At 35.7% G+C, this 21,217-nt stretch carries 15 protein-coding genes; 14 read left to right on the top strand and 1 reads right to left on the bottom strand.

The window, feature by feature from the left end; translation table 11 throughout:
- Positions 1 to 298 precede the first annotated feature (298 nt).
- The 10 genes from IGK91_RS07655 (at position 299) to IGK91_RS07610 (ending at position 15,567) form a co-directional block, all read left to right on the top strand.
- Entirely contained in the window at positions 299 to 982 is a 684-nt protein-coding gene (locus tag IGK91_RS07655; protein WP_010737759.1) for a hypothetical protein, read from the top strand.
- Complete coding sequence (locus IGK91_RS07650; protein ID WP_181934329.1) at positions 975 to 2,696, top strand: sensor histidine kinase; 1,722 nt, start codon at positions 975 to 977, stop codon at positions 2,694 to 2,696. The genes IGK91_RS07655 and IGK91_RS07650 overlap by 8 nt, the downstream gene beginning before the upstream one ends.
- On the top strand, positions 2,693 to 4,210 hold the full coding sequence (locus IGK91_RS07645; RefSeq protein WP_010737757.1) for a response regulator transcription factor: 1,518 nt from the start codon (positions 2,693 to 2,695) through the stop codon (positions 4,208 to 4,210). The genes IGK91_RS07650 and IGK91_RS07645 overlap by 4 nt, the downstream gene beginning before the upstream one ends.
- A 226-nt stretch (positions 4,211 to 4,436) precedes the next feature.
- Positions 4,437 to 5,405 (top strand): ABC transporter permease, encoded by a 969-nt coding sequence (locus IGK91_RS07640; RefSeq protein ID WP_010718906.1) that lies wholly within the window; start codon positions 4,437 to 4,439, stop codon positions 5,403 to 5,405.
- Positions 5,406 to 5,419: 14 nt separating this feature from the next.
- Positions 5,420 to 6,337, top strand: coding sequence for a carbohydrate ABC transporter permease (locus tag IGK91_RS07635; RefSeq protein ID WP_010737756.1), 918 nt, complete (start codon positions 5,420 to 5,422; stop codon positions 6,335 to 6,337).
- A gap of 16 nt (positions 6,338 to 6,353) precedes the next feature.
- Complete coding sequence (locus tag IGK91_RS07630) at positions 6,354 to 7,793, top strand: ABC transporter substrate-binding protein (protein WP_113803593.1); 1,440 nt, start codon at positions 6,354 to 6,356, stop codon at positions 7,791 to 7,793.
- Between the two features lie 72 nt (positions 7,794 to 7,865).
- Positions 7,866 to 10,940, top strand: a complete 3,075-nt coding sequence (locus IGK91_RS07625; RefSeq protein ID WP_181934328.1) for an alpha-mannosidase — start codon at positions 7,866 to 7,868, stop codon at positions 10,938 to 10,940.
- Positions 10,933 to 13,170 (top strand): glycoside hydrolase family 3 N-terminal domain-containing protein, encoded by a 2,238-nt coding sequence (locus tag IGK91_RS07620; protein WP_010737753.1) that lies wholly within the window; start codon positions 10,933 to 10,935, stop codon positions 13,168 to 13,170. The genes IGK91_RS07625 and IGK91_RS07620 overlap by 8 nt, the downstream gene beginning before the upstream one ends.
- Positions 13,139 to 14,491, top strand: a complete 1,353-nt coding sequence (locus IGK91_RS07615; protein WP_181934327.1) for an alpha-L-fucosidase — start codon at positions 13,139 to 13,141, stop codon at positions 14,489 to 14,491. The genes IGK91_RS07620 and IGK91_RS07615 overlap by 32 nt, the downstream gene beginning before the upstream one ends.
- A gap of 17 nt (positions 14,492 to 14,508) precedes the next feature.
- On the top strand, positions 14,509 to 15,567 hold the full coding sequence (locus IGK91_RS07610; RefSeq protein ID WP_223603360.1) for a family 20 glycosylhydrolase: 1,059 nt from the start codon (positions 14,509 to 14,511) through the stop codon (positions 15,565 to 15,567).
- Between the two features lie 175 nt (positions 15,568 to 15,742).
- On the opposite strand, the gene IGK91_RS07605 is transcribed toward IGK91_RS07610, so the two are convergent.
- Positions 15,743 to 16,120 (bottom strand): YccF domain-containing protein, encoded by a 378-nt coding sequence (locus IGK91_RS07605; RefSeq protein ID WP_010718913.1) that lies wholly within the window; start codon positions 16,118 to 16,120, stop codon positions 15,743 to 15,745.
- Between the two features lie 274 nt (positions 16,121 to 16,394).
- Here IGK91_RS07605 and IGK91_RS07600 point away from each other — a divergent pair, with 274 nt between their 5' ends.
- From IGK91_RS07600 to IGK91_RS07585, 4 genes are all read left to right on the top strand, one after another.
- The gene (locus IGK91_RS07600) at positions 16,395 to 16,925 is read left to right on the top strand and encodes a PadR family transcriptional regulator (RefSeq protein ID WP_010737750.1); all 531 of its coding nucleotides are present in this window, start codon (positions 16,395 to 16,397) and stop codon (positions 16,923 to 16,925) included.
- Between the two features lie 166 nt (positions 16,926 to 17,091).
- Positions 17,092 to 18,462, top strand: coding sequence for an MFS transporter (locus tag IGK91_RS07595; protein WP_181934326.1), 1,371 nt, complete (start codon positions 17,092 to 17,094; stop codon positions 18,460 to 18,462).
- Between the two features lie 642 nt (positions 18,463 to 19,104).
- On the top strand, positions 19,105 to 19,857 hold the full coding sequence (locus IGK91_RS07590) for a restriction endonuclease (protein ID WP_010718916.1): 753 nt from the start codon (positions 19,105 to 19,107) through the stop codon (positions 19,855 to 19,857).
- Between the two features lie 229 nt (positions 19,858 to 20,086).
- A complete protein-coding gene (locus IGK91_RS07585) occupies positions 20,087 to 20,782 on the top strand; it encodes a hypothetical protein (RefSeq protein ID WP_225429048.1) in 696 nt (231 codons plus the stop codon).
- Positions 20,783 to 21,217: the final 435 nt, after the last annotated feature.

Genomic DNA, 21,217 nt, shown 5'->3' with positions numbered 1-21,217 from the left:
AAATATAGATGTTGAAGTAAAATTTGAACGAAAGAGTCAGAGAGAAAACGGTTATTTTGGAAGTCTAAAAATCATCTGGAAATAGTCTACAGACAAAAGCTGGGATACCTTTTTTAAAAGTTGAATCAATGCTTACTGTTTTGTTCGTAAAAAGAAAGAACATCCTATATTAGTTGGTCATATGAAGAAAAGAAAGAATGAGCAAAGAGAAAAATTAATTGAAATAGCCGTTACAAGAAAACGCTTTTATGTTAAGGTAGATACGTAAAATAGTACATTGGTTAGGGAGGGTATTCAAATGACAAGGGAAGAAAAAATATATGATGTAGCATCACAGATCATTTATGTAGTCATAAACAATCTTTTTTTTATTGTTGTAAATTTACCGCTGTTTAGTTACCTTTATTTGATGATTTATCAAGGAGTTACTTTATATCTAATCTTATTGGGTCTCTTTATGATTCTGTTTGCTATTTCATTGATCGCACTATTTGAATCGCTGTATCAGTTTATTATTAAGAAACAGGAAAGCAATCTCCGATTTTTTTGGCGGAGCATCGCTAAGGCATGTTCTTGGGATAGTTTACCTGTCTATTTGCTCATCAGTTTGATTGCTTCAATAGGATTTCTCTTTTTTATGGTTGAACTTTCTCCAATTTTTTCTATATTTGTCATTATTTATGCTATTTTAGCGGTCTACGGGATGTTAATCCTTCCTTTTGCTATCATGGAAACGATCCTTTTCCAAAACACCTTTTTAAAAACGTTGTTGAATGCGATGATTTTATCTTTCCAGAAATGGCAATTACAGCTTTTTACGATTGCCTATCTGTTATTTGTTCTTTTATTGTTTCCACGCTCGCCAGCTATCTTCTTTTTTGTCGGTTTTAGTGGCTACTGCTACTTGTTTTTAACTTTTTATACACCATTTTTACAAACTCGGATAGCGAGTATTAAGGGATTGGATCAAAGAAATGACTAAAAGCATGACGAGGATTAAACATAACCTTTTGAAACACGCTTTTTATCGTTACATGTTGTGGATGAGTGTTAGTTTATTAGTATTATTCTTTATTATTTATCTCATCACAGTTTCTTTCCATCAAAAAAGAGATGAAAATCTAAAGGAAATCAACTTAAATTTTTATACAGAAATTATGATGATGAAAAATGCAACAGATAATATGTTGGCGCTTTTGTATGCGGAACAACCTGATTTGGAAGATTTGAGGCAAATTACTAATTTATCACTCGCAGAATACTATGAATACAAAACGACTACTTACATGAAACATGCCGGTTCAAAGTATAATGGAACCCAAAATTTTGTTAATCAGTCCTTTAAAATGAATGATTATTTGTCAACTGTAGTTATTTATCATGCGCAGACGAAACGTAGCGTAGTCTTCCAAAAAGATCAGACAACCACGATGAAAAAAGTGGATGAATTTCATTTAGCAGACCCAAACGATATCGAAAAGACAAAAAAGCAAATTTTTAAGATAAATAAGAATAGAAATCTGATTGGATTTCACAAAGAATTACATAAAGAAACAGATTTAAGTTACGCAGCAGATGTCTATTTTTATTATAATATTTCTCCATTATTTGAAAAGATTCATTATCAAGTGTTAAGAAACAACGGCAATATTCAAGTTTTCTACAAAAACAAGCCTATTCCACCGGAGATAAAACCAAAATATGTTCTAGACCAACGTCAAGCAGAACATTATGTGGTTACAGCCACGACAAAGTATGCCAATGTTTTTACAGAATATTCTTTGATCTATACTGTCTACTCTTTTTTTGCCATCCTTGTGTTTTTAGGTTTTTTCCCATTTCTATTTCAGTATTTGCAAAAAATAGAGGGAAGACTCTCTCAACTAACTCAAAAAATTACCAAAGTAAAAACAGGGAATTTTGAACCTGAAAAGTTCGCTCAATCAGACGACTATAAAAGTGATGATGCGATTTCTTTGATCTCTTCTAGTATTGATGAATTAGCGTATCAGTTAAATGACCAGATTCATCAAGTTTATAAAAGTAAGATTAAACAAAAGGATTATCAGATCCAAAGTATTCGGTCTCAGATCAATCCACACTTTCTTTACAATACGTTAGAAGCAATTCGAATGAAAGCAGAACTAAATGAAGATCACGCAGTGGCAGGAATGCTCTTAAATGCTGCAACATTATACCGTAAATTGATCAAGGGGAAAGATGTCATTTGTTTAGCGGAAGAATTGGAATATTGTGATGCTTATCTTAGTCTTTTTGAAATACGTTTTGAAGATGCACTATTTTATGATATCGTTTGTGATCCAAGTCTTGAATCTTTGCTGATTGAGAAATTTACGATCCAACCAATCATCGAAAATTTTATTCATCACGGGATTGATTCGCAACGCCAAGATAACTTCATCGAGATCCATTGTTTTGAAAAGGATGATCGGTTATACATTGAAGTAGTAAATAACGGAAAGCCAATTCCAAAAGTAGAAAAACAAAGAATCCAAAAACAACTTGCTCAAAACAGCCATGATCTGGAGATGACTGCCCCTACTGGCTTATTTGGGGTAGATTATCGAATCAAACAACGCTTTGGTCATCAGTATGGCGTAACATTTACTACGCAAGAAGATTATGTGAAATTTCAAATCACCATGCCTAAAAAAAGAGGAGGGGAGATCGTGTGAATGTTTTACTAGTTGATGATGAACCGTTAATCACAGAAGGAATTGAGAAACTGCTAAAAAAAACAACCGGTAACACAAAAAATTTCACGACATTTAAAACAACTTCCGGTATTGAAGCATTGAAAATCCTAAATGAGGTAGCTATTGATATTTTATTAACAGATATCAGAATGCCTGATATTGATGGATTGGCACTTGCTAAAAAGGCACGTTGTGTACAAAAACAAATAAAAATCATCTTTATCAGTAGTTATGATGATTTTAGTTATCTGAAACAAGCCATTCTCATTGGAAGCAGTGATTATCTTTTAAAACCAGTAGATCCTATTGAGTTAGCCACTACTTTTGGGAAGTTGACAAGAGAAATAAAAGAAGAAAAACTCTTTCAGCATTTGAAGAACAATCAACAGATTGATGTGTTTCGTGTCAATTTGTTGCGGAAATTGCTGCATCAAGAAATTTCGTCAACGGAATTAGCAAAATGGCAGGACATCCTTGAACCAATCACAGATTGGCAAAATTATACCATCACTTACCTAGAAGGTGCTTTTTATAATGATAAACTTTTTGAACGTGTTTCTGAGCAGTTATCGGTATTATTCGTCCAACCTTATAGCCTTTTATTGGAACCGAATAAACTTCTTTTGTTTTTTTCTCCTAAAGAAGAACAACATTATCGGTTAAGTATTCAATATTTATGTGAGACATTTGATTTATTTGCGGTCATCGGTAGTGGCTGCCATTCATTAATTGAGATCACGCATTCTTATCGAAGTATTGAACCATTTATGGAAAGTAAAAATATCTTGGAAAACCCATTAGTCATTGATCTATTTCCTAAAACTACATTGATCAACGAATACCAACTAACGCAGAAAATTTATTTTAAAAGTTTAGCTTATCTTGAAAACCAATCGATTGAAGCATTCCAACAATTAGCTATTGCCAATATTGATCAATGGAAAGACCATCCGATTCAGTCGTTAGTATGTCATTACTTGCTGATCGCACTTCACAAAGGGATTGCTACTCTGGAAAAACAAGAACAAGCTTATCAAGAGTTACAACCATTGATCTACGCATTAAAGACAGCAGACAAATCAGTTTTTAAGAAAAAGATAGGTACGATCTGTTCAAAACTGACTGAAATAAGTTGTACCACAAAAAGTCATTCTCCAGTGATTGACCAAATCTTATATCTAGTCAATCAGGATTTCACGAAACGCTACTCTTTAAAATCATTAGCTGAGCGATTTCATATGAATCCAGCCTATCTTGGACAGCTTTTTTTAAAAGAATTGAATATGAGTTTTAGTGAATATGATAAAAAAATTCGTATGAGAGAAGCCAATCAGCGAATCAAAGAGAGTACGGAAAGAATTACTGTGATCGCAAAAGCCTTAGGATATGATGATATCAGTTTATTTTATCGTCATTATAAAAAAGAATACGGAATAACCCCCAATAAAGCACGCAAGTTCGAAAATGAAAGAGAGCCGTTGAACCTAAAATGAAAAATCATTCTTTTATCATTTTTTATGACTAAGAAAGGCGTAGCAAAACCAATAATGAAATCATGAATCATTTTTCGAGAAGAGTGATATTCCAGACTCTTCTTTTTTGTGTCTTTATTACATACAAAAAATATTGTCTATAATTTTGCCAATAAATCTATAAAATCGCAAATTGAGAAAGCGCTTTATTTACTTTATGATAAACATAGATAAGGAGTTGAACAGGATGGAAGAAAAATTAGCAGCAACATTTGTCAAAAAGAAGCAGGAAAATCGTGTGTTAAAAACATTTAAAAAAAACCGACCTTTATTTTTCCTTTCTTTACCAGGAATCATTTGGTTTGCGATATTTTCCTATTTTCCACTTTTTGCGATTTTAGTGGCGTTTAAAGATTTTCGATTAAGTGGTAATTTTTTTGAGAGTTTTATGAAGAGTGATTGGGTCGCTTTTAAAAACTTTGAATTTATTTTTAAAAGTGGGAATGCTAGCCTGATTATTCGCAACACGGTTGGTTATAATGTGCTGTTCATTGTTATGGGAATCATCGTGCCATTGATCCTTGCATTATTGTTAAATGAAATTTTCAGTAAGCGACTATCAAAATTGTATCAAAGTGTCATGTTTATTCCTTACTTTCTTTCGATGGTCGTTGTCAGTTATATCGTATTTGCATTTTTGGACCCGACAAATGGGTTTATCAATCAGTTTTTGATAAGTATTGGGAAAGAGCCGATCCAATTTTATATGCAAGCAAAGTATTGGCCTTATATTTTAGTCGTTGTACAAATGTGGAAAACGATGGGCTACAATATGATTATTTTTTTAGCCGCAATATGCGGGTTTGATAAATCTTATTACGAAGCAGCTAATCTTGATGGAGCAACAAAATTCCAACAAATCTGGTATGTCACGATTCCTATGTTGAAACCCGTGATCATTATGTTGACGATTTTAGCAGTAGGGGGGATCTTTCGGACAGACTTCGGATTGTTTTATCAAGTGCCAAAAGATTCAGGGGCGCTTATCAATGTGACACAAACCATTGACACTTATATCTATCGCGGATTGTCGTCTATGGGAGATATCGGTTTATCGGCTGCTGGTGGACTGTTGCAGTCAGTAGTTGGCTTCTTTTTAGTGTTAGGAACCAACATGATCGTCAAAAAAATCGATAAAACACAAGGAATCTTTTAAGGGAGGAAAAAAGAGTGGAAGCAAAAAAAACACTAGGTGAATCTTTGAACCGATTTGGACGAATCAGTAAAAAAAATAACCTTTTGATTAGTCTGGGTTTAGGGATATTGACCTTTTTAACTGCTGTTCCTTTTATTTTAGTTTGTATTATCGCCTTTACTGATTCAGAATCGATCCAACGAAACGGGTACCGACTGCTACCTGAAAAATGGAGCCTAGCAGCTTTTCAAGCAATTTTTGAAGAAGGAGCGATTTTTTCCGCTTTCGGTACAACGATTTTCATTACGATCATTGGGACCGTCATCGGTGTGTTTTTAATGTCGACCTTTGCGTATACCCTTTCTCGAAAGACTTACGCTTATCGAGGGTTTTTATCAAGGTATTCTTTGATACCCATGTTGTTTAGCGGTGGGATGATTGGTAATTACATTGTGGTTGTGAATGTTTTAGGGTTGAGGAACTCTATCTGGGCATTGATTTTACCTTTGTGTATGTCCACGTTTTCAATCATGGTTTTGAAAACGTTTTATCAAATGTCTGTCCCAGAAGCATTGATTGAATCAGCATATATCGATGGTGCCAGTGAGTGGTTGATTTATTTTAAAATCGTACTTCCGTTATCGTTGCCAGGTATCGCAACCATTGCCTTATTCTTAACCTTAGGCTATTGGAATGATTGGTTTTCAGCATTACTTTATACCGATAATAATCAATTGGTACCGTTACAGTATTTGTTGATGAAGATGGAGAATAATATTGAATTTATTGCAAACAATGCTGGAAAAATGGGGATGACCCAAACCGGCGCTTTACCCACTGAAACGATCAAAATGGCGGTGGTAGTAGTAGCTACTTTACCGATCTTGATTGCATATCCTTTTTTTCAAAAATATTTTATTGGTGGTTTAACTGTTGGCGCAGTGAAAGAATAGTATAGGAGGAAAAATAATGAAAAAATTTGTATTGCTAGGAGCTGCATTATTAGCAGGAGGTCTTTTAACAGGATGTTCAAGTAACAAAACCAGTAATGCGAGTGAGTCTGGTACGGTGGATCTTACTTGGTACATAACGGGTATTCCACAAAAAGATGTGGCAAAAGTGAATGAGGCGGTCAATAAGTATACAAAGGACAAATATAATGTCACAGTGTCTCTTAATCAAATTGACTGGGGTGAATATGACCAAAAGATGAGCGCACTGGTCAATGCCGGAGAAAGCTTTGATCTCGCATTTACTGCTTCTTGGCTAGGAGGATTTAATTATTTAACCAATGCTCGAAAGGGCGCATTGTACGATATCACAGAATTACTTGATAATGAAAACCAAGGATTAAAAGCTGAAATCTACGAGAATTTTTGGAAAGGTTCCACCATTGATGGAAAGATATATGGGGTACCAGCGCAAAAAGAAATTGCTGCTACGGAATATTTTGTCTTTAATAAAGAACTAGTTGATAAATATGATGTTCCGTATGAATCAATCAAAACCTATGATGAACTTGAACCATGGCTCAAAACGATCAAGGAAAAAGAAGGAATCAATCCTTGGTACATGTCTGAAGGCTACCGAAATCCTTATAAATTCGATGAATTATCGACATCCGTTGGGATCAACCTTGAAGGAGATGAAGGGAAGATCGTCAATTATTATTTTGAGAAACCATACGTTGAACGGGTTGAAAAAGTGAGAGATTTTATGAAAAAAGGCTATGTCAATAAAGATGCAGCACTGGCAAAACAAACCGATATTGTTGGGAAAGAATGGTTTGTTACTTCAACCGTGATGGGACCACTTGATACAGCAACAGTCAAAGACCAAGTGAAAAAAGATGTAGTGGTAACGCCTATGGTAGATTCAATTGTGACGAATGCTTCAGCAATGGGTGGCGGTACGGTGATCAGTGCGAACTCGAAACATCCAAAAGAAGCGATGAAGCTATTAGAAGCTGTGAATACCGATGAAAAATTGATGAACCTCTTATCCTATGGTATTGAAGGAACACATTATGAAAAAACTGGGGAGAAGATAATCAAATGGTTAGATGCTCATAGCAATTATACGATGCCATTTTATATGTTTGGGAATTACTTCAATCTTTATCACCAAGAAGGTGCACCAACAGACGAATGGGAAGTGTTGAAATCTTATAATGAGCAAGCAGAAGCATCCCCAGCACTTGGATTCAACTTTGACACGAAAGCTGTGACAACGCAACTTGCTGCTTTGAATAACGTACAAGAAGAATTTAAAGCATTGATCAACACTGGCTCAGTTGAAACACAAGAGAATTTGAATAATATGAAGAAAAAAATGAATGCGGCTGGACTAGATGAAATTATCACGGAAATGCAAACACAATATGATAGTTGGAAAAAAGAACAAAAATAATACAGATAGTACAAGCCAGGAGCTCAATTTTTTTAGTTGTTTCCTGGCTTTTCACTAGAAAAGAGGAATAGTGTGAAAAAATTACTAGAATTTGAACGTGTGCAACGAATCATCATAGAGTTAAAAAAGAACATGATCAAAACTGCGATACCTGTTGAGAATTTAGTTTTTCATTCTGAAACGGGGACAAAAGAATTTGAAAGAGGTGCTTATTTTGGCGAAAAAAATCAGTACTATACAATTGCAGGAGAACTCTGTTTACCAAATGAATTTCAAAATCAAACAGTCGATTTAGCAATCTTTTCTTCACTAACTGAATGGGATTCAACGACAAACCCTCAAATAAAAGTGTATTTTGATGATCAGCTGATCCAAGGGTTAGATGTTAACCATACGACTTTGCGGTTACCCAAAGAATATGCCTCAAGAGATCGGATTCCATTGCAAATCGAGGTTTTTTCAGGTCGGGAGGAAAAAAAATATCCTTTGACGGTTGAGCTAAGGCTGATCGATCCTTTGTCTTATGAACTCTATTACGATTTGTTCGTGATATTGGATAGTTGGCGATCGCTAAACGAGCATGACTCGAATTATATCTATTATGAAAGAGAATTAGGACAAGTAGTTGATCAATTGAATTTTTATAAACCTTATAGCTCAGAATATTATCAAGGATTAATGAAAGCAAAAGAACACTTAGAACGTGCATTTTATCAAGCAGGCTTAGTAAAAAATGCTCCTCGTGCCTTGGTTGTTGGTCATACACATATCGATTTGGCTTGGTTATGGACAGTGATGCAGGCGGTTGAAAAGGGAGAACGTAGTTTTTCGACTGTATTGAAATTAATGGAGGAATATGATGAACTGACTTTCATTCAGAGTCAACCACAAATGTATCAATTGATCAAAGATACCTATCCGCAACTATATGAGAAAATCAAAGAAAAAATTGTTGCAGGCAAGTGGATTCCAGAAGGGGCTATGTGGGTAGAAGCAGATTGTAATCTTGCTTCAGGTGAATCATTGGTCCGTCAATTTCTTTATGGGAAACAATTTATACGCGAAGAGTTTGGTCAAGAAAGTCAAATTTTGTGGTTACCAGATGTTTTTGGCTATTCTGCAGCTTTACCGCAAATTTTGAAAAAAACAAACACGCCCTATTTCATGACAACAAAACTTTCTTGGAATCAATTCAATCAGATCCCTTATGACAGCTTTTTTTGGCAAGGAATCGATGGTAGCCGAGCGCTAACTCATTTTATTACGACAATCAGTGACGGTTATAGCCCGACACCTTATTATACGACTTACAATGGACTACTCGATCCTTATACGGTGAAAGGAAGTTGGGAACGCTACTTAGATAAGGATGTCAATGACAGTATTCTGATCGCTTATGGTTATGGAGACGGTGGTGGAGGACCAACACGAGACATGTTGGAAACGTTGAAGCGTATGAAAAAAGGTTTGCCGAGTATGCCCCAAGTCATTGAGAGCGCAGCGATTGATTTTTTTGAAGAACTCTCCAAAAAAATGGTCAAGCATCAGGAAAAAGAGTGGCTCGGAGAACTGTATTTTGAATACCATCGAGGAACATACACTTCAATCGGGAAAAACAAGCGCAACAATCGATTTGGTGAAACGTTATTACAGACAGTTGAAAAATTATATAGTATCTTTGCCCGAGAAAAATATCCAGCTGAAATGTTGGAAAAATTATGGAAACAATTATTGTTAAATCAATTCCATGATATTCTTCCAGGAAGCGGAATCAAAGAAGTTTATGATCAGACAGATATTGATTATCACGAACTTTTCACTGAAATGAACCAATTAATTGACACAGTGTTGCCAAGTCACGATGCAGGACAGTTTCTTTATCTGTTCAACCCTAGCGGAGTAAGTGAACAAGTCATCGTTCCATTACCACTGGAATCAGGAGAATGTCTGGAACATCAAGGTCAGTCGATTGTCAGCCAAAAAACGTATGATGGACAATTCTTAGGACGATTCGATCATTTACCTGCTCTCGGTGGGAGTTATTACACTATTGTAAAATCAGATCGTGAAGTCACGACTAAAACGGAAACCATTCCTTTAACTAAGCAATACGAGACACAAGACTTTAGTCTTTTATTCGACGAACACTATCGTATGATCAGTGCATTCGATAAAAAGAACCAACGAGAAATCGCTGGTAAGAAAGCAGTGAACGAACTACTGGTTTACGAAGATCTGCCTTTAAATTATGATGCATGGGACATTGACTTTTACTATAAAAATAAACCAACAATCATTACCGATATTCAAGAAGCATTGATTGTTGATCAAGGTCCGATTCGGGATACGTTGAAAATCGTTAGAAAGTTTTATGATTCGACTATTACGCAATACATCCATTTGATTCACGGAAAAGCACGAATCGATTTTGAAACGAAGGTTGATTGGCAGCAAAATCATAGTCTCCTTCGAGCAGAGTTTCCAGTGCCTGTCAATGCCTATCAAGCGACTTATGATATCCAGTTTGGCAATCTACAACGACCGGCGCATAAAAATACTTCTTGGGACAAAGCAAAGTTTGAAGTATGTGGTCATAAATGGGTCGATCTATCCGATGATGGCTATGGGATTTCATTATTGACAGATTCAAAGTATGGCTTTGATGCTCAATACCAACATTTAGGAGTCTCATTGATCAAATCTGCCACAGACCCTTATGAAACAGCAGATCAAGGAAATCATCAGTTCACCTACTCGCTTTATTGCCATGCTCAAACGTGGAAGGAAGCGAAGACCCAAGAAGAAGCTCGTCAATTAAATATCCCTTGTTTGGCTGTTCGTCAAGAACAGAAAACTTTACCAGAAGGTTCGTGGGTGAACTGTCAAGAACGAAACATTTGTCTGGAAACCTTAAAGAAAGCTGAAACGGATGGATCCATCATTATGCGGGCTTATGAATTTGAAAATCGCCAAACAACAACGGTCTTAAAATTTTCTCAGCCAATTCAACATGTACAGATTTGCGATCTATTAGAAAATCCAATTGAAACGGTCGCTTTAGATAATGATCATGAAGTTACTGTGGTGTTCAAACCTTACGAGATCCATACCTTCAAAATCCAATTAAAGGAGCAGAACGATGGGTGATTTGCAAAAATTGTTGGAAAAAATGACACTAAAAGAAAAAGTTGGACAATTGAATCAACGATTGTATGGCTGGCAAGTCTACGAAAAAAAAGACGGAAAGCTTTTTTTGACGGACTATTTCAAAAATGAAGTGAAAAAATATGGCACAGTCGGTGTCATTTATGGGGTATTTCGTGCCGATCCTTGGTCTGAAAGAAATGAGCTGACTGGATTAACAACCAGTGAGGCACAAGAAGTCAGTCAGATGATCCAACAATACATGAAAAAAGAAACCCGTTTAAAAATCCCGGTCTTATTATCCGAAGAATGTCCCCATGGGCATCAAGCCTTAGAAGCCACCACACTGCCAACGAATTTTTCAGTGGGATGTAGTTGGAATCCAGAACTTTACCAACAATTGCAGGAAGTCGTGGCTGCGGAGTTACAAGAAAAAGGAGCTCATCTTGGACTGATTTCGACTTTAGATCTATTAAGAGATCCACGCTGGGGCAGAACAGAAGAATGTTTTAGTGAAGATCCGTATCTAACAGCGGCCTTTACCCAAGCAGCTGTAACTGGTTTACAAAAAGAACAAAAAATTAAAGCTGTGTTAAAACATTTGGCTGGTCAAGGAAACGTCATGGGAGGACATAATTCTGGTCCAGTGGCAATCGGAGAGCGTGAGTTAAGGGAAATCCATTTACCCGCCATTCGAGCAGGAATTAAAGCTGGCGCAAAAGGCTGTATGGCAGCGTATAACGATATTGATGGTGTATTTTGTCACACGAATCCCCATTTGTTACAAGAAATTTTACGAGAAGAATATGGGTTTTCTGGAATCGTCATGGCCGATGGTTGTGCATTAGATCGAGTGGCAGAAACTTGTGGCGATCCATCAATGGCTGCAGCCAAAGCCATCTCTAGTGGAGTTGATCTTAGCTTATGGGACGAGGTGTTTCCTTATCTAGAACAAGCAGTGGCTATTGGGCTGGTAAGTGAAGAAGTGATTGATCGTTCTGTTTTAAGAATTCTTGAGTTGAAAAGCGAATTAGGTCTTTTCTCTAGCCAAAGTTCACCGAAAGTTTCTTTTACTTCGGCACAAAAAGAAACGTTGTGTACAGCTTTGGCAGAAGACAGTCTAGTATTGTTGAAAAATGACAATATATTACCTTTGAAAAAAGAGAAATTAAATCAAATTGGAGTTGTAGGACCTCATGCGAATAATATCTATCATCTATTAGGTGATTACACGCCTTTTAAAAAAATAGCATCATGTTGCAATCTATTGCAGGGGATCGAAGAGCACACGGCAAATTCAACTACCCAATTGGCTTTTGCTCAAGGCTGTCAGATCACAACTGATCTACCTCAAGGACTAGACGAAGCAAATCAAGTAGCTGAAAATGCAGATGTCATTGTCGTGACTTTAGGTGGGTCCAGTGCCAGAGATTTTTCAACGGCTTTTGCTAAAAATGGCGCTGCATTACAGGGATCACAAGAAATGACTAGTGGGGAAAATATTGACCTAGCCTCGATCGAACTACCGGAATGCCAAATTAAACTAGTCAAGGAATTAGCAAAACATGGAAAACCAGTCATTGCCGTTTTGATTGAAGGCCGACCTCATAGTATCTCAGCGATTGAACCATATGTTTCAGCGATTCTTTTCGCTGGCTATCCAGGACAATACGGAGGAAAAGCGATCGCGAATGTTCTTTTTGGAAAAAATCCGAATGGTAGATTAGCGTTTACGATTCCCGAGCATTCAGGTCAATTACCCGTTTATTATAACTATCGAAATACTCAATTTAAAGAAACGTATACCGATTATCCTGAAAAGCCAATCTATCGTTTTGGCTATGGCTTAAGCTATACATCGTTTGAATTGACCGATGTACTCTTTACCGATCATCAAGATCATTCGATTAAGGTTTCTTGTCGATTGAAAAACACAGGTAATCATAGTGGAGCAGAGACGATTCAAATTTACGGGAAAAAACAACAAGGTTTTATTCCCCCACGAGAAAAAGAATTGCTCGCATTTAAAAAAGTACATCTAACCCCATTGGAAGAACGAATGATTGAAATTATCCTAACAAAAGAACAGTTATACTATTTAGATGAAACGTTTAAAGAAGTATTGCCAAGAGAAGTTCATTTGACAGTTGAAACAGTTACCTTTAAACAAAGTATTCAATTATTTAGAAAGGTTGATGATCATGAAAAAAGCACATGGTGTATCCGCAGTTGAACAGGAAAACGAAGACCGTAAGCTGCGAAAAGACCTTGTCGAAAACCATCAAAGCGAAACAGATCATTACCAGGAGTTACCCGCTAATATCCAAAAAAAACTCGATTGGTTTCAAGATCAAAAACTGGGCGTGATCTTTCATTGGGGGCTGTATAGTATTCCCGGTATTGTAGAGTCTTGGCAATTGTCACAAGAAGACAGCTGGGCAAGAAAAATACCTTGGCGCACGAACATGGTCGAATTACGAGAAGATTATTGGGGGTTGATCCATAGTTTCAATCCTTATAAGTTTGAACCAACTAAGTGGGCAAAGCTGTGCCGACAAGCTGGTTTTCGCTACATGATTTTTACAACAAAACATCATGACGGCTTTACAATGTATGATACAAAGTATTCGGATTATAAAGTAACTGCAGCGACATGTCCCTACCATAAAGCGCCTCAAGCAGACATTTTTAAGGCAGTTGTTACTGCTTTTAGAAAGGAAGGACTAGCGACAGGTGCTTATTATTCAAAACCAGATTGGCATAGCTCTTATTATTGGTTGCCAGAAAGAGAAGCGACTGGGCGATATGCAAATTATAACTCAAAAGAGTTTCCTGAAATCTGGCAGAAATATGATCGGTTTGTTACGAATCAACTCATTGAAATTAGTCAAAATTATGGCCAACTTGATATCTTATGGTTAGATGGAGGCTGGGTGAATCAGGGGAATGAACAACTGGATATGGAAAGAATAGCGAGTGAAGTTCGGCATTCTCAGCCAGATCTCTTGATTGTCGATCGAACCATTGGCGGGGCCTATGAGAACTATGTGACACCAGAAAGAAAAATACCTGAACAACCACCAGTCAAAGTATGGGAAAGTAATATCCCATTAACCAAAAATTGGGGCTATTGGCCAAATGATGAGTATAAAGAAGTAGCAGAAGTTATTCTATCATTCGTCCAGATCGTTGCAAAAGGAGGAAATCTACTACTAGGAATCGGACCTAAACCAAATGGAGAGTTACCTACAGAAGCGGTAGCGATTTTAGAAAGACTAGGCGATTGGTTGGAAAAATATGGTGAAGGAATCTATGAGACAAGAGCAGTACCGTTTGATTCCCCTGAAGGCTGGTATGTGACCCAGAAAAATGGCGATTATTACTTTTTTTATAAAGAAAACGCTTCATCTTTATTGCTGTCTGAGGTAGGATTGGATTATAGAAACTTTACCATTCAAGAACTGTCTGAAAAAAATCAGGTAATGGGATCAGAAACTTTAGTACCAGGAAAAACGATAGAGGGCATTGGTTGTTGGCAACTAATGGCAGAATAAGGAGTGGATGCTGCTTGATGAATGAATCAAACAAGCCAATATCTGTTACAAAAGCACCTTCTTTAAAAGAGCGTGGCGTGATTTTAGATATTGGACGTAAATTTTATTCAATAGATTTTCTAAAAGAACTTGTAGACTACATGGCTTCATTGAAAATGAATGCTTTGCAACTTCACTTTTCTGATAATGAAGGATTTCGGTTGGAATGCGAAACAATTCCAGAAATCACATCAGAGAAATTTTTGACGAAACAGGAAATGACGGATTTGATTGATTATGCGGAGCAAAAGGGGATTTCTGTGATTCCAGAGTTTGATAGTCCTGGTCATTTGCAACGGTTGTTGGCAATCTATCCACAATGGCAAATGGAGCGAAAAGGCGAGGATTCTTTGATTTTTCCCACTAATCGAGCCCTTGATATCACCAAAAAAGATGCGGTCGCCATGATCAAAAAGATGATAAAAGAATATGCAGAGTTATTTCATCGTTCCGATTATTTCCATTTAGGGGCAGATGAATACATTGAATTTTCAGAGTTGGATAAATATCCTGCATTAAAAGCACAAGCAATCGCTGAATACCACGACCCAACTCGTCAGTATGATGTTTTCATCGACTACATCAATGAGTTAGCAGACTATGTCGAAACATTAGGTAAAAAAGCTAGAATTTGGAATGATGGTGTCTATAAAAAAGGACTGCTCATGAAAAGTAAATTAAAACCTTCTATTCAAATTACGTATTGGACAAAACATCAAGCAACAATGGCGACTGCGGGGGAATTTCTCACTCGTGACCATCAATTGATCAATGTCAACGATCAATTTTTCTATTTTGTTTTAGGAGAAGGTGCCAGTTATAAATATCCTACAGCTCAAAAGATTCAAGACAACTGGACGATTGATCAATTTCCTGAAAATCAACGATTAACAAATGAACAAATGAAAAAAGTACAAGGTGCCTATTTTGCTATCTGGAGTGACTACCCTGATGCTTTGACTGAAGAGGAAGTCTTAACGATGATTAAAGAACCATTAGCTGCACAACAGCAAATCATCTGGCACGAAACAATATGAACAATCAGTGATCAAAGAGGTGAATCTATAGTTGATGTTGTTTTCAATAATTGATCCTGGTGTTTCTTAAAAGTTGTCCAAACAAAAAAGCCGAAGATTTCAAAAATTGTTTCTTTTTTGACATTCTTCGGCTTTTTTAGATCTAGAAATTGTTACCAGGTTCTTAACTATCTAATCAATAATAAGATCTGGTTAGAACGATTCTCGTACCAAAAGGCATCAACGCTAATTTAGCTAATTTAAACGACTGTTTACCAAATGGAATACCAATGATTGTAATATAGAGTATAAGACCACTAATCACGTGGGCAATCGCTAATGGGAGTCCACTGATAATCAACCAGATGATATTGATAATTAAAGAAGTCCCACTATCGCTATAAATCACTTCTTTACCAAATGGGAAAAAGCTAAGAGTTGCCAGCTTAAAACATTGTAACCCGATTGGAATACCAATGATCGTTATACACCAAATGACTCCTGCTAAAAACCAACCAATCCCACCGATACAGCCTCCAAAAATAAACCAAATCAAGTTTCCTAACATTCTCATTTTAACACCTACTAAATTTTTTCCCATTATACCATGTAATGGTTCTTAGATTTCCTTTATTAAAGTTATTTAATTATGTGTTTTTTGTTTTGAATAAATGCTTTTTAATATTAATTATATATAAAAATAGTTATTTAATAGTGAACTAAGAACAGAAAGAATGTGAATGGCAAAGTGGGTTTGCTTAATTACCTTAATAAAGAAAAGTGATTGACTTATGCATCTTTTAGATATATCATTCTTGTATCTAAAAGATAGATAAGGAGGAAGAAACATGATGAATGAACTGTTTGTTCTAGGAGAATTGATGGAATCACCACAAAATGGTTATCACTTAAGAAATGCAATGCAGGCTTCTTTAGGTAAAAATCGCAAAGTCAGTTTTGGTGTTTTATACCCATTGTTAGACAAGTTGGCAAAAAATGGCTTAATCACTATTACTGTTAATGAAGAAGGCCGTACACAAAAGACTGCCAGTATTACTGATAAAGGACGTCAACGATTTTTTGAATTAATGAAACAAGACGTTCCCAGTGGCGCTCATACAGAAGAAATTTATTTAATCAAACTCGATTCGATGCAACATCTCTCATTAGACGAACAAAAAGAATTGTTAATGGTCTACATACGTGAAAAACAAATCACGGTTGACGAAATCAAGGGCTATTTAAAAAAACTAGACGAAGTAAAAAAAATTGATCATTGGTATGCGACTAAAAAGTTAGAATTATTACTTGGAAAAGCCCAGTTAGCAATCCAGTGGGCAGAAGATTTCCTATCAGAACTACCTTATGTGGAAGAATAAGCATGATCTTGGTGTAGAACAAAACGTGACAGTTCTTAACATCAGGTCGATTTTAAAGCGTCATAAAAAAGCAACGATACTGTAACTTTTTATTAGTTACAGTCTCTTTTATACAAAAAAATATATATCTAAAAGATATATTAAGGATGATATTTGGAGGAAGAACATGTCTCAACAAATCAAAATTGCCTTAGTAATGGCAATGAGTTTATTTATGGAAATATTAGATGGTACGATTGTTACAACAGCTTTACCCAAAATGGCGACCACTTTTTCAACAAGTATGTCGCAAATCTCACTTTTAATCAGTGCCTATTTAGTTACAGTGGCGATTTTTATCCCAATGAGTGGCTGGTTAGCCAATTATTTTGGTAAGAAAAAAATCTGGCTTCTGGCTGTTTTCCTATTCACCATTAGTTCATTAGGGAGCGCCCTTGCGCCTAGTTTTGGGGTTCTTTTAGGAATGCGAATGTTGCAAGGTTTCTCTGGAGCGTTGATGACACCTACTGCACGATTGATCGTTTTTGAAAAAACGCCAGTCGATCAACTATTAAAAATGACGAGTTATCTTGTTTGGCCAGCATTAATCGCACCTGCGATCGCTCCTATAATGGGTGGAGAAATCATTACCTATTTAAGTTGGCATTGGATTTTTTTGATCAATTTGCCAATCGGTATGTCGATCTTGATCCTAGGATATTCATTGATTCCGTCAGACCATGACCTGATCAAAAATAAATTTGATTGGCTCGGTTTTGTGGAAATGGCAATGGCATCCACCTTACTTGTAGTCGGTGCAGAATTATCTTCACGAGACGGTCTTTCATTTGAGATAGCAGGAATTGTGTGTATCGTGAGTGGAATAATATTTCTTTTGTTCACATATCAACATTTAAATAAAGTCGAACAACCCTTATTTTCATTAAAAGCCCTATCAAAAACTTCTTTTAGAATCGGCCAAACCAGTGGGGCAATCCTTTGGTTATCTGTCGGAGCGATGCCATACTTGTTGACGATCTATTTACAAAATATTTTTCATTGGTCAGCAATCGTTGCAGGAAGTTACGTTATTTTCATTTTTATTGGAAATATTGGGATCAAACCCTTCACGACATCGATTATTCGCTCACTTAACTACAAAGGGGCACTGATTGCGTCATTCCTCATGATTTTGAGTAGTTCTTTCTGTTTGTTTTTCATTGAAGCAACTACATTTCCAGCGATTATTATGTTACTAGCTTTTGCTTCAGGAATCGGGCGTTCACTCGCACTTACCGCATTTATGGGATTGAGTTTATCAGAAATTCCACCACAAGAACGCAATAGTGCCAATACATTGAATACAGTTGTCCAATCTTTAGCTCAAGGGTTAGGCGTATCATTTATTACGTTGGTGATTCATTTATTGGAAATCCAGCTGTCGATTCCACTGGCTTATAGCCTAAGTTTTGCTGTTTTAGGGGCGCTAATGCTTCTGCCAATCATTGAAATCCTAAAAACCCCACAAACAATGGGCATAGCGACAATGAAGAAATAAATCTAAATATAGTAGACAGGTAGATGTATTAAAGAAAGATTTTAACTAAACGTACTTTACAATCAAAAAACTATTCAAAAATTAGCCCTTCGCTGACTTGATTGAGCGAGGGGGTAGTTTATGTAGCGTTTTACCGAAAAGCCACGTTGGTAGTAAGTTGAATAACGACACTTCGGTTCAAACAAACGCCAACTCTATTACAAATAAGCAAATCAAGGATCATAGATTAGTGAGTCAGTACACGCAGTTGTTTTAAGTAATTGGCTAAAAAACCTGAATGACTATTCTGATTTTTTGATCAACACAAGAACAAGTAACAATCCGATCTTTCCTAGTAGGGAAAATCCTTCATGTGACTCGGACACAAGTTAGCTTTCCTTAAAATATAATCGAGCCTTTTTGATAAAGTTTCTTTGAGTATAGGAGAGGAATGATACCCAGTAAACGATAGTTCAAATCAATGATAATCAACGAGAATGCCTAAAAAATCTGTAATCTTCACAATAGTTCTAGTAAGCGAAGTATCAACGGATTGATTCTTTTAATAAAAATTATTTAAAAATTTTTATTATATAACAAATTAATACTCTTGTTATTGATTTACAATGTAATTGTCAGAACGATAAGCGAGAGGAGAAAATAATGGTTTTTAAATTCTTACAAAAATTCAAAGAAGCCAATCAACTGGAAAGCAGCGCTCAAGAAGTGGTTTCCAAACAATACTTAGAAATAAGAAAAACGTCTTTTGTGCAAAAGAAAGATGAGAAGATCGTAATCGACTTTTTAAGTGACATGGATAAAGATTTCGGTAGTAGCCAAGATGATCGAGTGAGGCAAGGAGAACATTTTGAGCAATTTTTAGCAGCAGCTTTCCGATTAGCAGGATACGGGGTTGAGATAACGAAGAAAAGTTATGTCAAAGATCATCGTAAGTATGTGGGAGATGGGGGTGTCGATTTAATTTTGACGAAAGAAAAAAAGCGGATCGCGGTACAAGCAAAATCCAATCGCTTAAACGCAAAACCCACACCGACACTGATTGGACGTAAAGATATCACTAATTTTTCAGGAATTTCAAATAAAAATTGGGATAAAAAAATGTTTATCACCACTTCATTTTTTTATCAACAGGTCTATGAAGAAATTGAACAAAATGAAAAAGCAAAAGAAATCGAGTGGTATGATCGCTACGGGTTATTACAATTATTAAATCAAATCATACCAGATACGATGCTAAAATTTCAGCTTTTAAATTCTTTGCCAATGGGTATAAAAATATGCCCCAAATGTAGCGAAGGAATCATAATTAATTGTCGGAATGGAAAAACCGGCCATCTATTTAAAGCATGTTCCTTACATTGTGGTCATACAGAAAAGTTCAACACAACGGAATGATAGCATCAGTCAGCGATTCTTTTTCCAAAATCTCTACATATACTAATACAGTGATACTTCGATTGAATGGTAGTCAATACTACGGACGATAAGACAGGGTTTATAGTTTAAAAAATCAACAAAAAAATATGTGATGAAGCCGTACTTGGGAATAATTCCCCGTCAATTTTTCAATAGAAAGAATAAACAGTTCAAACAAGTGATTAAGAAAGGACTCTAGAATGGATAAATGACAAAAATACTCAAAGTAAAGCAAATTGAAGCAATGAAATTTTATACGGATATCTATCGAGAAGCAAGTTCATTCAGAACCATGTGGGTAATCAAACCCTTTTATCTGTTTTTGTATATTATTAGTGCAGGGCCTATAGTGTTATTTACGGTAGTAATTTTGGGTAGTGTTTTTTTATATTTAACTGGAAATCATAATGCTTATAACAATATTGAAAATATTTTTTACCAATTTATTGTGGCAACAATTTTTATCTTATACTGTTGCTATAAAATATATCGAACAAAGCATGGTCGTCCTAAGAAATACCATAATTATTTATATAAACGAAAAGCCGAAAGAATGCTTGACGAACGAAGTATCAATCAATTGATTTTTGATGTGGAATACTTGATCGAAAAGAAAGAAATACACGGAACCAAGATATTAAGTATTTACCAAAACTTTATCGTAGCTTTGTGTTTTCCTATCATGATCTATCTCATCCAAAAATTTTTTGAGAATGGCAGTATAAATTTTAGTATTTTTCTAATCAGTATTTTTACACTGATAATCATTTTTTTAATTTTTAAATCGAATGATTTATTTATACTAGTAAAAAATCTTTATGTCGAAGATTATTATATGCTTGTTCACGTAAAAAAAGAATTAGAATATATGAAGACAATCAAAATAGATCGGAACAATGAATAACGGTACTCATGAGTCTCGTGTAATCAATAGAAAAATAAACAGTACATAATCCTTTCTAAAATAGTAAAACCATCATTTTAGAAATAGGTTATATTCAATTTAAAGCTCAAACTCATCCTCGGATTGATATAGAGTGGAATAAGACTAAGGCTAGAGTGCGCGGAATAAATTGGTAAAGAGAGGGAGGGATATTAGATGAAGTATATCACTAAAAGTTGGTCATTTATTTCTTTTTTAATCTTGCTAATCATTTTTGAATTAGTTAACACATATCTTATTTATCAGTTTCCTTTTTATGTACGAATAGGCATATTGATACTCATTGGGTGGGGATATGAAATAATCATAAGACGTTTTTTAAAACATTAACTATAAAAAACTATGGTAGAACATCATGAAAAAATACTATAAGATTATCTCTGATTTACGTTGAGC

The sequence above is a fragment of the Enterococcus sp. DIV1208 genome, assembly GCF_050530455.1.
In the GTDB taxonomy this organism is placed as follows: domain Bacteria; phylum Bacillota; class Bacilli; order Lactobacillales; family Enterococcaceae; genus Enterococcus_B; species Enterococcus_B hirae.
This window is presented reverse-complemented; position numbering and strand designations above follow the sequence as displayed.